12 protein-coding genes and 6 pseudogenes are annotated in these 14,081 nt (G+C 38.2%); 2 read left to right on the top strand and 16 right to left on the bottom strand.

Annotation, left to right across the window (positions count from 1 at the left end):
* Positions 1-108 precede the first annotated feature (108 nt).
* The 16 genes and pseudogenes from yaaA to DW251_RS05395 all read right to left on the bottom strand — a co-directional run.
* Entirely contained in the window at positions 109-861 is a 753-nt protein-coding gene (yaaA, locus tag DW251_RS05315; RefSeq protein WP_118300432.1) for a peroxide stress protein YaaA, read from the bottom strand.
* Positions 861-1,316, bottom strand: coding sequence for a thioredoxin-dependent thiol peroxidase (gene bcp, locus DW251_RS05320; RefSeq protein WP_118300433.1), 456 nt, complete (start codon positions 1,314-1,316; stop codon positions 861-863). Before bcp ends, yaaA begins: the two co-directional genes overlap by 1 nt.
* Positions 1,317-1,529 (bottom strand): DUF6219 family protein, encoded by a 213-nt coding sequence (locus tag DW251_RS05325; RefSeq protein ID WP_118300434.1) that lies wholly within the window; start codon positions 1,527-1,529, stop codon positions 1,317-1,319. It abuts the gene before it with no gap.
* A 265-nt stretch (positions 1,530-1,794) separates the two neighbouring features.
* Positions 1,795-2,568 carry a NifB/NifX family molybdenum-iron cluster-binding protein gene (locus DW251_RS05330; protein ID WP_118300435.1) on the bottom strand — a complete coding sequence of 258 codons (774 nt, stop codon included), beginning with the start codon at positions 2,566-2,568 and terminating at the stop codon, positions 1,795-1,797.
* A 100-nt stretch (positions 2,569-2,668) separates the two neighbouring features.
* Positions 2,669-2,896 (bottom strand): annotated as a pseudogene (locus DW251_RS18210) (4Fe-4S binding protein); the annotation flags it as partial.
* Positions 2,897-3,145: 249 nt separating this feature from the next.
* A pseudogene (locus tag DW251_RS05345) lies at positions 3,146-3,766 on the bottom strand (FAD-dependent oxidoreductase); the annotation flags it as partial.
* A gap of 1 nt (position 3,767) precedes the next feature.
* Entirely contained in the window at positions 3,768-4,088 is a 321-nt protein-coding gene (locus DW251_RS05350; protein ID WP_021870030.1) for a rhodanese-like domain-containing protein, read from the bottom strand.
* Between the two features lie 12 nt (positions 4,089-4,100).
* A pseudogene (locus DW251_RS05355) lies at positions 4,101-4,283 on the bottom strand (thioredoxin family protein); the annotation flags it as partial.
* A 58-nt stretch (positions 4,284-4,341) separates the two neighbouring features.
* Positions 4,342-4,431 (bottom strand): annotated as a pseudogene (locus DW251_RS18215) (short-chain dehydrogenase); the annotation flags it as partial.
* Positions 4,432-5,156: 725 nt separating this feature from the next.
* Positions 5,157-5,345: pseudogene (locus DW251_RS05365) on the bottom strand (CDP-alcohol phosphatidyltransferase family protein); the annotation flags it as partial.
* Positions 5,335-6,399 (bottom strand): FUSC family protein, encoded by a 1,065-nt coding sequence (locus tag DW251_RS05370; protein ID WP_118300436.1) that lies wholly within the window; start codon positions 6,397-6,399, stop codon positions 5,335-5,337. The gene DW251_RS05370 and the pseudogene DW251_RS05365, both read right to left, overlap by 11 nt.
* A gap of 31 nt (positions 6,400-6,430) precedes the next feature.
* Positions 6,431-7,474 carry a HAMP domain-containing sensor histidine kinase gene (locus DW251_RS05375; protein WP_118300437.1) on the bottom strand — a complete coding sequence of 348 codons (1,044 nt, stop codon included), beginning with the start codon at positions 7,472-7,474 and terminating at the stop codon, positions 6,431-6,433.
* Positions 7,474-8,145 carry a response regulator transcription factor gene (locus DW251_RS05380; RefSeq protein WP_117504378.1) on the bottom strand — a complete coding sequence of 224 codons (672 nt, stop codon included), beginning with the start codon at positions 8,143-8,145 and terminating at the stop codon, positions 7,474-7,476. The genes DW251_RS05375 and DW251_RS05380 overlap by 1 nt, the downstream gene beginning before the upstream one ends.
* Positions 8,146-8,163: 18 nt before the next feature.
* Positions 8,164-9,597, bottom strand: coding sequence for a phospholipase D family protein (locus DW251_RS05385; protein WP_118300438.1), 1,434 nt, complete (start codon positions 9,595-9,597; stop codon positions 8,164-8,166).
* Between the two features lie 172 nt (positions 9,598-9,769).
* Positions 9,770-11,329: a cardiolipin synthase gene (cls, locus tag DW251_RS05390; RefSeq protein WP_118300439.1), complete on the bottom strand. Its 1,560-nt coding sequence runs from the start codon at positions 11,327-11,329 to the stop codon at positions 9,770-9,772.
* Between the two features lie 45 nt (positions 11,330-11,374).
* A pseudogene (locus DW251_RS05395) lies at positions 11,375-11,812 on the bottom strand (linear amide C-N hydrolase); the annotation flags it as partial.
* 320 nt (positions 11,813-12,132) lie between these two features.
* Between DW251_RS05395 and DW251_RS05400 the strand changes: the two are divergent.
* Together DW251_RS05400 and DW251_RS18220 are read left to right on the top strand one after the other, a co-directional pair.
* Positions 12,133-13,326, top strand: a complete 1,194-nt coding sequence (locus DW251_RS05400; RefSeq protein ID WP_243034884.1) for a transposase — start codon at positions 12,133-12,135, stop codon at positions 13,324-13,326.
* Positions 13,327-13,490: 164 nt separating this feature from the next.
* A complete protein-coding gene (locus tag DW251_RS18220) occupies positions 13,491-14,057 on the top strand; it encodes a transposase zinc-binding domain-containing protein (protein ID WP_347474623.1) in 567 nt (188 codons plus the stop codon).
* Positions 14,058-14,081: the final 24 nt, after the last annotated feature.

Genomic DNA, 14,081 nt, shown 5'->3' on the forward strand with positions numbered 1-14,081 from the left:
ATTCTTTATAAAAGTATATAACAATAATACATGATAGTCAAGATAATAATAGTAATTATTATCATTTTTGCAATGAACATTTCTACGTTATGTTCTTCTATCACGATTTTACTTTATGGCTTTTCGTTCAAAAACATACTCTGTCTCCGATGACAGATCTCCTCTGAAAGTATATCCAAGTCTATCAAACTTTTTTATATCTACAGGATTTTCAATATTATTCTCTGCCATAAATCTAACCATTTCACCGCGGGCCATTTTGGCATATGTACCTTTTGTAACCAATTTATCTCCGGATAACTCACAAAATACAATCGTAATATATCTGTCCTGTGGTGTCAGATACTTTTCTATGCACTTTGAGTATTCTTTAGATGCCAGATTTATGATCGTTCTGCTATCATCAATCACTGAATGATATAGCAGGTCACCCCAGTAATCATATAGATTTGTTGTTTCTTCAATCTCAGCTTTTGCCTGCATTTCAAGACGATAAGGAGTCACACCATCCATTGGTTTTAAAATGCCATAAAATGCAGACAGGATTCTTAAATGATTTTGCAAATACTCAAACTGCTGGATTTCAAACACCGATGGTGCCATATATTGAAATGCAATCCCTTCATATGCTAAAACAGCCGGAGTAAGCCTGTTATAAAGATCCATATTTTCCAATCTGTTAAAGTTCTGCTCCGCAATCTTGTCATTACATTTCCAGATAGTTTGCAGTTCCTCTTTTGATTTACTTTTCATCCAGCTCAATATCTCCTCTGTCTTATCAATAAAGACAGGCAGTTCAACCGGTGCTATGTTATCTGTATCTACAATCATCTTTTTTGCAGGTGATAAAATAATCTTCATTATGACAGTTCCTTGAGCATGTTTTCAGGATCATCTGCCGCCTTGACTTTATCATTGGCTTTGATGATAACTCCCTGCTCATCAATAAGATATGTGGTTCTTACCACGCCCATAGAGACTTTTCCATAGTTTTTCTTTTCTTTCCATACATCATACGCTTCGATCACCTTGCGCTCCGGATCTGCCAAAAGTGTAAATGCCAATCCATATTTTTCCTCAAATCTCTTGTGAGAGGCTACAGAATCCTTACTTACCCCAAGAACAACTGCTCCTTTCTCAGTGAATTGAGGATAACGCTCGGAAAAACCACATGCCTGCTTTGTACAGCCTGCCGTGTTATCCTTTGGATAAAAATATAAAATTACCTTTTTACCTAAATAATCACTTAATTTATGCATTTCTCCGTTTTGATCCGGCAATTCAAAAGCCGGTGCTTTGGTTCCTAACTCTAACATTTATGATTCCTCCGCTTCTGTCTTTTTCACCTGTTTTCTCGTTCTCTTATTACCTGAAATCATTTTATGTCCAGTGTACATGGACATAATCATACATATAAGAGCGCTACACGCAAAATACCTATGACTTGATTTAGATCCTTTATATCCGGTATAAAAAGTTCCAATCATAGTAATTAACGCACCGACTGACCAATATTTATGTGCTTTCATGATATACCTCCAAATTGATTAAGCTATTTCCAATGTAAATATCTCTGGATCGTTAACAATATTATATCTTCCGTTCATCACTTTCTACAAGCAAGAAAAGAAAAATACTCAATCCATGTAGAGATCGATGCAACATTCACAGGTTTTAACTGCCGTATTGAAAATGTAATCTGCCATCTTATCAAATAACACAAAAGGATGTATCACGATAATTCTTTCATTACCTTGACGCATCCTTTCGTATTGTTATTTTTTGCTGTTCTTCTTAATGACAGCTATAGCTTCCACAGCCATGTTCTCCACATGTATGTCCTTCCCCGTGACTGTGCTCATGGTGAGAACACCTCACATCTGGATTATAATCAAGTGTTTCATTAATAAATGCTTCCACCGCCTGATCTGCATCACCGGAAACTCCGCCATAAAGCTTAATACCTGCTGCCGCTAACGCGGTCTGAGCACCTCCTCCAATTCCGCCGCAGATCAAAACATCGACATTTAATGCATTAAGAACTCCTGCCAATGCACCATGTCCGCTTCCATTCGTATCTACTACTTCTGAATGTACCACTTTCCCTTCCTCTACATCGTAGATCTTAAATGTCTCTGTGTGTCCAAAATGCTGAAAAATCTGTCCATTTTCATATGTTACTGCTATTCTCATGATACCTTCTCCTTTTTCTACCGCATATTTTTGGTAAATCTCCTGCTTGTAACATCCTCCAAGGCTGCAGTTACTGCTCTGACCATCACAGATTCTGAAATCTCCACCTTCAATTCTGAGCGGATGTCCATCAATGAGAGCATCTGCTATTTTCTTCCTGGCAATCTCGTAAATCCGTTGAACCGTTGTTCTTGCGACTTGCATAGATGCTGCACACTGCTCCTGACTATAACCTTTCTTGTCCAAAAGACGGATGGTTTCATACTCATCCACGGTCAAAACAATCGGTGTGCTTTTCTCAGTACCATCTGCCGGAAGAAACTCTAAAACATTCGGGAAATGGCAGACTTTTCTGCATTTTACTGGTCTCGGCATAAACTGCTCCTTTCTCTCATTTCCTATATATTAGCTCTATAAAAGGCATATGTCAATAAAGTTTTTGACATATGCCTATATGCATTAGCTAATGGTATTACTATTTTTCATTATTTTTTAATTTACAGATGCCTTGTGTCATTGTTCTCATTGGACAAAATGTACACCAGGTTCGTGGCTTATATAACACCATTACGATCAAGCCTAACAACAGAGATGTAAGCATCAAACTATAAAATCCAAAACTAAACTGTGCCACCTAATCAGCTACTGTTCCTGCAGTGTATGTCCATCCCCACGGAACACGGAATGCAAATAATAGTGTTATATACAGCATAAACTTCTCCTCACGGCACATATATTTTGACGGTTTTCCGCAAATTAACTATCGATAATGGCATAGAAAGAACAGTTAGTTTCCCAGGATCCTTTTTAATTTCAACAACATCAGGATTGCCCGTGATTAAAATTACAGGTGTTGTCCTGTCAGCACACCATGGCTGATTCGGTTGTCTCGTCATATCTTTGGTAACAATCCAAAGATCCGGCTTATGTTTGCCTAATTTTGTTTTAGCGCTTTTATCCCATGCTTTCTCATTTCATTATGGATCATGGATGCCATATCCGGATCAAAAGGATTCATCAGCTGCTTAGGCCGTTGGACAATTGTAACATCCATGCCAAGCTCCCTCAAATTTTCTGCCAGTTCCAGACCAATAAAGCCACCACCTGCCAATAAAGCAGATTTTGGATGATTCTTATTTATATATTCCTTTATCCGAAAAGTATCTTCTACAGTACGAAGTGTAAAAAGTTTATCAATGCCTACTCCAGGAAGTCTCGGCTGTGTTGGCTTTGCACCTGGAGAGAGGATCAGCTTATCATAGTTTTCTTCAAATATCTCACCGTTCTCCAAATTTTTCACCGAAACCGTTTTACGGTCCGGATGTATGGAAATAACTTCATGATGTATCTTCATATTGATATGGAAACGTTTAAAAAAGCTCTCTGGTGTCTGTAGGGTAAGTTCTTCCGTATCTATGATCACGTCTCCAATATAATATGGAAGCCTACAATTCGCATAGGATATGTATCCGGATCTTTCAAACACAGTAATTTCTGCATGTTCATCCAGTCTGCGTATTCTTGCTGCGGCTGTAGCTCCTCCGGCTACACCGCCTACGATTACTACCTTCATCTTATTTTTCTACCTTTCCTGTATAAGCAGCAATGCCGCCGATATTCTTTACTTTCATATATTCCATGTGCTGTAGCATACCAGTTGCCTGACGGCTCCGGACTCCTGAATAACAATATACAAATAATGGGATATCTTTATTTTTCACCACAGATACAATATTGTTAAGTTGCTGTAACGGTATATTTTTACTTTCTGGTATATGCCCTTCCTGATATTCCTGCGGGATACGAACGTCCAACAGAATTGCACCGGCAGTCGAACCATATTCCTCTATCCCTTGATTGATATCTTCCTGTTTAAAAAAATCAAAAAGACCCATAAACATATCTCCTTAAATCATTGTTAGAATGGCCTCCTTGGGTCTCGCACCCGAAACCTGTTGAACAATCTTTCCATTCTTCATCACCACCAAAGTCGGGATACTCATAATACCAAATTCACTTGCCAGTTCATGCTGCTCATCCACATTGATCTTTCCAACTTTGATATCCGCACGTTCATTTGCAATCTCCTCTCTTTTCCGTGATGATATCACCATACTACATTGTCTTAGCTTCTTGCCATACCGTCTACCCGTTTACTGCAAATTTTGATGCAGGATAAGCAAATCCACTTGGTTGTCCAGAAATATTCACCATAGAGGAGGTTGAAAGAATGACACCATTACCTTATCAAAAGTCTCCTCTACGCTGTAGTTATCTCCGTTCGGTACCAGGATTGAATTATTGCATTGGTACCCGTTAAGAAATTTCGGTGCTCGATATTTGCGTTTAAGTGTTCTCTCGGTGCTCACGAGCACCGGAAAAAAGAAAAAGCAGCAATGAGCTTTTACGATCATTGCTGCAAAAAATGCACGTTCCCAGGGGGAATCGAACCCTCAACTAGTGCTTAGGAGTTCATCCTAGTACAGAAAACAGCTTGCATTCTATGTCAATCAAAGTCATTCAAAGCCTTGATTTTACTGCTTTTTCTGTCAATTTCAGAAAAGATAAGAAAACCTGTTTTCATCTGAGGAATTACAGTTTGGGTGGAAAAATGGTGGATTTTCCACCATTAGGGTAAAGCCAACCTGTTCCTTCCAATTATAAATGATGACTACCATTACCTGACATTTTACAGTAATGATTATTTGGTTTTCTTATTAGATTTATATTTATTATACCGTGCCTGCGGTCAACTGTCGATAACAAATTGACCGCAAATGTATTATTTTTTCTTGCTTTTACAACGGATGACTCAAGCCTTCTACGCTTCAAATACCCGGAAATGTTTCTGCACTGAATCATATTTCCCAGTTTCGTAATTTAGTATTTTCTATACCGGATTTAATTGTTCATCCGTTAGCGGAGCAACCCGATTGTCTTTATCCAGCCATGCAAAAATTATTTGCGATATATCCATCAGCAAGATCCGTAAGACCAGACAGCAATAAGATTTCACCAGCTAACAGAGGATTTTTCTTTACACAATAACTCCATATAATTACCGGAATCAGACAAAGCCGAAAAAAAGAAAGAAGATTAGGAACCGTAATAATTCTATTCAAATTTTCTTCCTGATTCACTTCACTCTGCATGTACGGTCACCTCACTTTCCTTTTTTTTAGACATAAACCAATAAAATATAACACAAAATGCTAAAGCAAACACAACGCCAAAAACATTCTGAATCACTCTAAGACCAACTGCTCCTTTTAGTCCATAACGCTCTGTAGCAATAGCCAAAGCACCAAATGTGTTAAATACTGCCTGCCAGCCATATTTTGCAGAAAGTCCTACACCAATTCCACCAAGAATTCCTATATATGCATAGATTGACGAAGGAAGCAGAAAATATAATACTGTAAAACATATTACACCTGCAATATTTCCGACAATCCTTTTACGGACTCTGTAGTGCATATCTTCCATAAACGGCAAAATCGCGGACATGGCCGCAATACCAGCCCACATTGCACGTGGCATATTACAAAGTTCTGCAATGCAAAGGACAATCGGTACGCATAAAATCTGACATATCTGCCATTTTGTTCTGGAAGAAGTGATATCAAATTCTTGTATCAGATCTTTCAGATTTCTTTTATAAGTTCTGTTTTTATGATTTCGATAAAATACAAAGCAGGTAAGTGCTGCACCTAATGCCATTCCGGTTAATCGCATCTGATAACTTTTTCCTGTTACATCATATCCATATAGCAGCAGATACCCAAGAACCAATGTAGATTGATTAAACATGAATGGATTATGGCATCCGAACAGAATCAACACAGCCAGTGCCGCAATATTTAACAGCATTCCCAATACTGGTGAAAACTGATTTGCTAAATGCGGACATACAGTCATAATTACAAAGAACAAAGCCAAAAGCATCGTAGATTGTCCGGTGTGGATCCCCAGATCCGCATTCCGAAACACCATGAGACATAATAAGACTACTACACCTACAATGCTGTTCTCATTTCCAAATAGGATGCTAAAAATACTAACAAAGAAAAAACAAAATGCCATTGTAACAGCTATCTTCACCAGATATACCCACATATGATATAATTTTTCTTTCACTGTTTCACTCTTTTTCAACAGATTTTTAGAACCTGCCTGATTTAACTGCAATTCCTGATAAAATGTCATGTAATTCCTCCTCTATCTGTTTTTCTTAAACTTATATGGCCTCATCTTTCTGTATTGGAAGCTCTACAACAAATCTGCATCCACCATATTCCCGGTTTTCTGCCTTGATTGTCCCGCCAGCACTATCTACGATCCGTTTCACAAGTGCAAGGCCGAGACCATTTCCCTCTGCTTTGTGAGAACCGTCTGCCTGATAAAATTTATCAAATATTCTGGTTTTCACATCATCCTCTATTCCCGGTCCTTCATCTTCCAGAATAAACATTACAGAATCCTTTTCCTGCTTCAGAAACATCATAATTGTCCCCTTTGCAGGACTGAACTTAATCGCATTATCTAAAAGATTCATCCATATATGCATAAAAAGTCCTTCATTCCCAGTATATTTAACTTCCTCCAGCTCTACCTGGAAACCAATTTCTTTTTCTGTCCATTTTGTCTCCAGGGAAAGAAATGCCTGACGGATCTGTTCATCCAAACGATATTCTGTTTTTTTCATGGGTATGTTCTGATTCTCTAACTTGGATAACAGCAAAATATTTCCAACCAATCCGGAAAGCCTTTGGGTATTAAACAGGATTTTTTCTACATATTCCTCTTGCTCATGAGACAGTTCTTCTCCCTGAAGAAGCATTGTATACCCTTCAATGGCATTGATCGGGGTCTTAAACTCATGAGAAACATTGGAGACAAAATCCATCTGCAGTACTTCTGTTGCACGAAGCTCTTTTGTCATCACATTAAAACTCTGGTAAGATTCTCCAACTTCTGCGATACGGCTGTTCGTTTCCAAGTGCTGTTCAAAATCTCCCTGCGAAACTTCCTTCATTGCTTTACTGAGTCTGGTAATTGGTTCCAGCAACCTTGCATTGATAAAGGAAGTAATCAGCCCTGCAATCAATGTATTAAAAATCAAAAGCCAGCCAAGCACAGGTATGCTACCAGGCAGATTAAAAAAATGATTCAAAAAAGCAAATAATAACGCAGATATGACTGTTGAAAATACAAGTGCCAGCCAGATTGCACCAGTCAGACAGGATCGGATCCGCAATCCTTTTTCTTTCTTTTGTTCCATTATTTTTTCACCACCTTGTATCCAATTCCACGCATTGTTACGATTTCAAAATCAGGGTTATCTTTCAAACGCTCCCTGATTCTTCCTATATGTACCTCTATCGTATGTGGGTCTGCCTCCGTCTCGTATCCCCATACTTCATCCATTAACTGTTGTTTTGTAAATGTTCTGCCTGGCGAAGCTGCAAGCTTATATAAAAGCAGGAATTCTTTTTTAGGCAAAACAAGACTTTCCTTATCAGTTGTAACCGTCATTGCATCATAATCAAACTCTGTTGAACCGATCACAATTTTGTGTTCATTCAGTATCTGTGCACGGCGAAGCAGTGCCCCGACTCTTAAAACCATTTCATTCACATTTACCGGTTTTACCATATAATCGTCACTTCCCGAAAGAAATCCCTGGCGCATATCATCAAAGGAACCTTTCGCAGTGATCATAAGTACCGGTATCTGATATCCTGCTGAACGGAGTTCCGACACCAGTTCATAACCATCCATAACCGGCATCATAATATCGGAAATGATCAGATCAATATACTCTTTATCCAATATTTCTAATGCCAGTGCTCCATCCGATGCACTTTTGACCTGATATCCATTCTTCTCAAGCACTTTTTGGAATAGCTGGCTTAATTCTTTATCATCTTCTACAATTAATATTTGAAACACGATCTTCTTCCTCCTTTATCAGAACAGATATCTTGCCCATCCAAGCAGATGCTGTACCAAAAGTACGTTTCTCTGACGCTTCTTTGTCAATTCAATTGGCTCTACATAATACGGATCACGATAGGTTCCATCTTCCAATACCTGTCGGGACACTCTTTCATATTCCATCATGCCTTCTTCCAACTGTTTATTAATCTCTTTGCTACGTATTACAAGCATCAGTTCCGTATCCAGATACGTGCTTCTCATATCCATGTTAAAGGAACCGATTACGGATAGATCATCATCAATCAGGATGCTTTTTCCGTGGTAAGAATAGCCGCCTTCATACTCCCAGATATCAATTCCTGTATTTAAAATTCTGTTTCTGTTTCTCGCATAATCAGCAGAACCAAACGGATTTCCATTGTTGGCAACCGAATTGGTCATGATAGAAAAATCCGGAACTCTCTCCGCAATCTCTTTCCATGTATTATACATCATATCATTGCAGATAATATATGGTGTATGAATTTTCACGCGCTCTTTTGCATTTTTCATTAGTTCTCCCAGTTGATACCAGACTACTGGTTCCTTGGGACCTGTGTGGATAGGATTTGACACTAATGCAATCTTTTCTGTCTCAAAAGTTTCGTCCGTGTAATTGGTATCGCAGATTCTTTCCTTATTCTCTTCAAAATATTTCTGATAGCCGTTCTGCAGCTCTAAAACTGCGTTCTTTACAGATTTTCTATTTGCCAGTTTTTTATTGTCATGAAAATAACCACTGTCTTCTTGTTCCCATATCGTTTCAAAATACTCTAACAACTGGTTAACTGAATTTTCTTTCTCAGGTTCATCGCAAACCACTAACACATCTCTGTCATAGTTCTTATGTCCCAGAAAATCACCCAGGAAATAATTGTATGTATTTCTTCCACCAAGAATATATGTCTTACCATCTGCAATCAAATATTTATCATGCATTCTCCCCATCATCTTCCATGGTTTCAACGGATTGGCCTTATTATACAGTTTAATTTCAACATTCTTATGGGAAGATAATCCATAGAAATACGGATTGCCTTCCATATCAACCCAGCTCTCCATTCCATCTACTAACAGACGAACATGCACACCTCTGTCTGCCGCATCATGCAGTGCTCCTAAGATCAATTTTCCACTTTCATCTGATTGAAATGCAAAAGTAGAAAGAATAATGTCTTCTTTTGCATTTCGGATCAAACGCACTCTTTGTAAAAGTGCTTCTGGATTTTTTTCTATGATCACTGCTCGTTCCATATTCTCGCTGCGTTCGTTCCACGAATCATTTTGTGTTTCTTTTTTGATGGTATTAGACACTTCCGGCTGTTTTTTATATGCAATACAGATTCCAAATAATTCATAAAAAGCCACACATAAAAAAATTGACAGTATAACAAAAACAATTTTACATATCTTACGTTTTCCCATCGCACATCACCTGACTTTTTTTCATCCTATGTCTATACAATACAAAGTCAACCTCAATTTTACCTCAACAGAATTAATTTTATCCATGTAAATTTCCTGTACCGGCAATCAGACATAACAAAAACGACCTCTCAAAATCAACTATTTTTTGAAAGGTCGTTTCACTAAATTCTTATAACAATCCAGCAAATAATCTCATAAATAATTGTCCCAGTCGCAAATATGCACTGCGCCCAGTACAATATTGATCTGTTACATCACGACATTCTCCCATCGTTCTTATCAGATCATTTTTAATTTCCACAACTGCCTGACAATTTGCCATAAAACAGCCGTTTTCAAAATGATGATATAAGCTTCTATAATCCAGATTGATTGTTCCACAGGTTGCCATACAGTCATCCACTATACTCATTTTCGCATGGCAAAATCCTGGTGTCCATTCATAAACTCGCACTCCATGTTTAACCAATCCATGATAAAAAGAGCGAGTTATATTATAAATGAATTTTTTATCAGGAATTCCTGGTGTGATAATTCTTACGTCTACCCCTCGCTTAGCAGCCAGACATAACGCATGTGTCATTTCGTCTGTTATAATTAGATATGGTGTCATAAACCAACAGTAATTTTCGGCCTTATTTATCATACTGATATAAACTTCTTCTCCGACCTGCTCATTATCCATAGGACTGTCTGCATAAGGCTGAACAAAACCTGTTTGCTGTGCTTTATAATCGTAATGAATAATGTATTTACTAAAATCAGTATCATTCGTAGCTTTTTCACTAACAGCATTCCACATTTCTAAAAATGTCACTGTAAGTGACTGAACAGCATCTCCTTCTAAACGAATACCGGTATCTTTCCACTGCCCATACGGATGCGTATAATTAAAGTATTCATTTGCAAGATTATATCCACCTGTAAATCCAACTTTTCCATCAATTACTGTTATTTTTCTGTGATCACGATTGTTCAAAAATAGATTTAAGCCTGGCACAAATGGATTGAATACACGACAATGAATTCCTATACTCTCCATCTTTTTTACAAAATCTGTGTTAATAAAACCTATAGACCCCATATCATCATAGAATACCCTGACTTCCACACCGGCTTTTACTCTCTCTTCCAGAACATCTTGAATCTTATGCCAAGCTTCAGCATCTTCTATCGCATGATATTCCATGAAGATAAACTTTTGTGCTTTCGCAAGTTCTTCAAGCTGTGCCTCTAATCCCTTCACTGCTTCATCAAAATACTTGATATCCGTATTCTGATAGATTGGATACCACGAATTTCTTTGTATGTAACTTGCAATATTTCCTGCTTTCGGAATCTTTTCTTTTATTCTGCTTAAACACTCCTGATTGTCTGGAAGCATTGGTAACAATTTGCTATCAATTTCTGCATATCGCTCACGCATTTTATGCGTGCCACCATTCAAGCCAATCAATAAATACAGGCCTACACCCATAATTGGGAAAATCAGAATTAAAATGACCCAAGGCATTTTCATAGAAGATGTCTTATCTGACGCATACAATCTCAAAACTAAGATTCCACTTAAAATTCTGGTAAATAAATTTATGATTTCTGCATATTCATTCAAGCGTGTTACGATAGTAATAATAAAAATCACTTCCAGAAGAATGCAGATTATGGAAAAGCACAATCGTTTTATTCCATTTTTTGTTTTTGCTTTTCCTTCTAAGGTATCTTGCTTCATATGTATTCCACCTCTTCTTTCTACGTCAGCTCTATATTCAAAATACTATTTATTTTGATAATTGATTCGTTCCCCTTGAATTACTGGATAACAAATCAATTTATTACTTTCCAGATCCTCTGCATGCATATCTACCGCACTGATCTGATGATTTTCATAAGTATTATAATAATAGATACCTTTAATAACATTACAACAAGATGTATACAATGTGATTTCATATTTTCCATCAGTCACTTCGCAACATCCACGTTGCTGATCCACAGATCCAAGAATGTGAAAGAACTGACTAACACTTTCTTCCTCAGATTCACCTGAAATTGCATTTACCTTTGTAAAAGCCACACGCACAAAACGAGAAGAAGATGAAAGATCTCCCGGAAGACCTAAACTTCCCATACCTCTACTATATGCATCAAGAGCCAAATTTCCTCCAAAAGTGTTTTTTGGTTGCTTTGGGGATAAATACATATAATTATTTACTAAAACTTCCCACACCGATGTGGTGTGTTGAACCTTGAAAATTCAATATTTCAGCCAATAAAAAAGGCATAAACCTGTTCCGTTTGGTATAATGGAATTGACTAGAAACCATCTTTACAAAGGAGATTTATGCCATGTCCAGTATACCACAAAACCATTCTGATGAAAAAGCCCTAATTGACTGCGTTCAGAGATTTTTTTCTAAACACCATGTCGGCAAGCTTCTTGCCAGATGTAATGGCATGAAAGAAAAAGGCGTTTCTCCGGTTTCTCTGTTTCGTTACAAACTCAGTAACATTTTTGTCGGAAGAAGTATGTATATGCAGCAACAGACCGGCTCTTTTAAGGAAGCATTTTCCAAGAACACGTTCTACCGTTTCCTTAATTCTACAAAGACAAACTGGCTCCGTTTCACTTCTCTTCTTGCTGCAGATATCGTAAATCACGACATCAAAGGTCTGACGAATGACAGCAGAAAAAATGTCTTCATCATTGATGACAGTCTTTTTAACCGCACCAGCTGCAAGAAAACAGAACTGGGATCAAAAGTTTTTGACCACACGGATATGCGTTTCAAAAAAGGATTCCGAATGCTTACTTTAAGCTGGAGTGATGGAAATACATTGATTCCTGTAAACAGCTGTCTGCTGGCATCTGCAAAAACTACAAATATCATCGGTCCGGTAAAGGACTTTGATAACAGAACCCTTGCAGGAAAAAGACGCAAGCTTGCTCAGACAAAAGCTCCAGAAGCAATGATGGCTTTGCTGGACACTGCCCTCAGCGTGGGACTGAATGCTGACTATGTTCTGTTTGATTCCTGGTTTTCAAACCCGGTGCAGATCACAGCCATCCATTCAAAAGGCATGGATGTGATTGCTATGATCAAGAAGAGCAGCCGGATTAAATACTCATACGGTGGTAAACAGCTGAGTATCAAAGAAATCTATTCCAAGAACAAAAAGCGCCATGGCAGATCAAAATATCTGCTGTCTGTTGATGTTATGGCAGGAAAAGAAACTCCAATTCCGGCGAAAATCGTATGCGTAAGGAACAAATCGAACCGCAAGGACTGGCTTGCTTTTATCTGTACGGATACGACTCTTTCTGAGGAAGAAATCATCCGTGTTTATGGAAAACGTTGGCAGATTGAGGTTTTCTTCAAGACCTGCAAATCCATGCTGAACCTGATCGGAGAATGCCATAGCTTATCTTATGATGCGCTGACAGCCCATGTGGCCATTGTATTTACTAGATATATGTTGCTTGCAATGGAACAGCGCCAAAACGAAGATCAGAGAACTCTTGGTGAGTTATTCTTCTTTCTCATTGATGAAATGGCAGACATTACTTTCCGCAGGTCACTTTGCATCTTGATGGATGCCTTAATGGCAAGCCTTCAGGAGATCTTAAAGCTCAGCGATAAACAACTGACTGCTTTTACTGTTGATTTTGAGGCAAGATTGCCGGAATATCTGCGTAATGCACTTCATCCAGAGGTTGCAATAGCATAAAGCACTATTTTGTTAGCTGAAATATTGAATTTTCAAGGTGCGAAGCCCTGTTTTGGTGTGGGAAGTTTTAGTAAATTATTAAAATCCTTCTTTTTCTCCTCTTTTCCTACATAATAGACTTATGAATATCTTGCAAAGAATCTTTACTGACTATTTATGAGGAAATCAAATATACCCTCCATCCCAGAGATTCTGAGATGGAAAATATCGATAAAATGCTGAATTGTGGCGATCCTTCTTTTGGCGGTGCCATGTATGTCTGCACCACTTGCCACAACATGAAATTTGTTCCCTTCCGCTGCAAAAGCCGCTTCTGCCCTACTTGCGGTGTGAAGTATTCCCAGGAACGCTCTACCAGTATGGCCTTTAAGCTTGTTAACTGCACACATCGTCATTGTGTTTTCACAATCGATGAGGAACTTCGTCATTTCTTCCTGGAAGACCGTTCTCTTTTAAACTGCCTTTTTCGTGCTGTTCAAAGCGTCATCCTTCACATGTTTAATAAGATAAATAAGTCTCAAAACTTTGTTCCTGGTTTTATTTGTGTGCTTCACACTTTCGGTCGCCCTCTTGAATGGAATCCACATATTCACTGTATTCTTTCGGAAAGCGGTATTCACAAATCGAAACACCGCTTCAGTTTGCCATGCCCGCCTTTGTGCGGGCTCTTTTTATCAAGAGTTCGACGGAAGTCGAACTTTCCTATTGTAGTACAAAAAAACCCTGCGTGATTTCTCACGCAGAGTCTCAAAATA

This window comes from Clostridium sp. AM22-11AC (assembly GCF_003473545.1).
Taxonomy (GTDB): domain Bacteria; phylum Bacillota; class Clostridia; order Lachnospirales; family Lachnospiraceae; genus Enterocloster.

What these genes read in the sequence shown, in the direction of transcription:
- yaaA (WP_118300432.1), bottom strand. Translation starts at nt 861, where the DNA reads ATGAAGATTATTTTATCACCTGCAAAAAAGATGATTGTAGATACAGAT.
- bcp (WP_118300433.1), bottom strand. Translation starts at nt 1,316, where the DNA reads ATGTTAGAGTTAGGAACCAAAGCACCGGCTTTTGAATTGCCGGATCAA.
- DW251_RS05325 (WP_118300434.1), bottom strand. Translation starts at nt 1,529, where the DNA reads ATGAAAGCACATAAATATTGGTCAGTCGGTGCGTTAATTACTATGATT.
- DW251_RS05330 (WP_118300435.1), bottom strand. Translation starts at nt 2,568, where the DNA reads ATGCCGAGACCAGTAAAATGCAGAAAAGTCTGCCATTTCCCGAATGTT.
- DW251_RS05350 (WP_021870030.1), bottom strand. Translation starts at nt 4,088, where the DNA reads ATGGGTCTTTTTGATTTTTTTAAACAGGAAGATATCAATCAAGGGATA.
- DW251_RS05370 (WP_118300436.1), bottom strand. Translation starts at nt 6,399, where the DNA reads ATGACATTTTATCAGGAATTGCAGTTAAATCAGGCAGGTTCTAAAAAT.
- DW251_RS05375 (WP_118300437.1), bottom strand. Translation starts at nt 7,474, where the DNA reads ATGGAACAAAAGAAAGAAAAAGGATTGCGGATCCGATCCTGTCTGACT.
- DW251_RS05385 (WP_118300438.1), bottom strand. Translation starts at nt 9,597, where the DNA reads ATGGGAAAACGTAAGATATGTAAAATTGTTTTTGTTATACTGTCAATT.
- cls (WP_118300439.1), bottom strand. Translation starts at nt 11,329, where the DNA reads ATGAAGCAAGATACCTTAGAAGGAAAAGCAAAAACAAAAAATGGAATA.
- DW251_RS05400 (WP_243034884.1), top strand. Translation starts at nt 12,133, where the DNA reads ATGCAGCAACAGACCGGCTCTTTTAAGGAAGCATTTTCCAAGAACACG.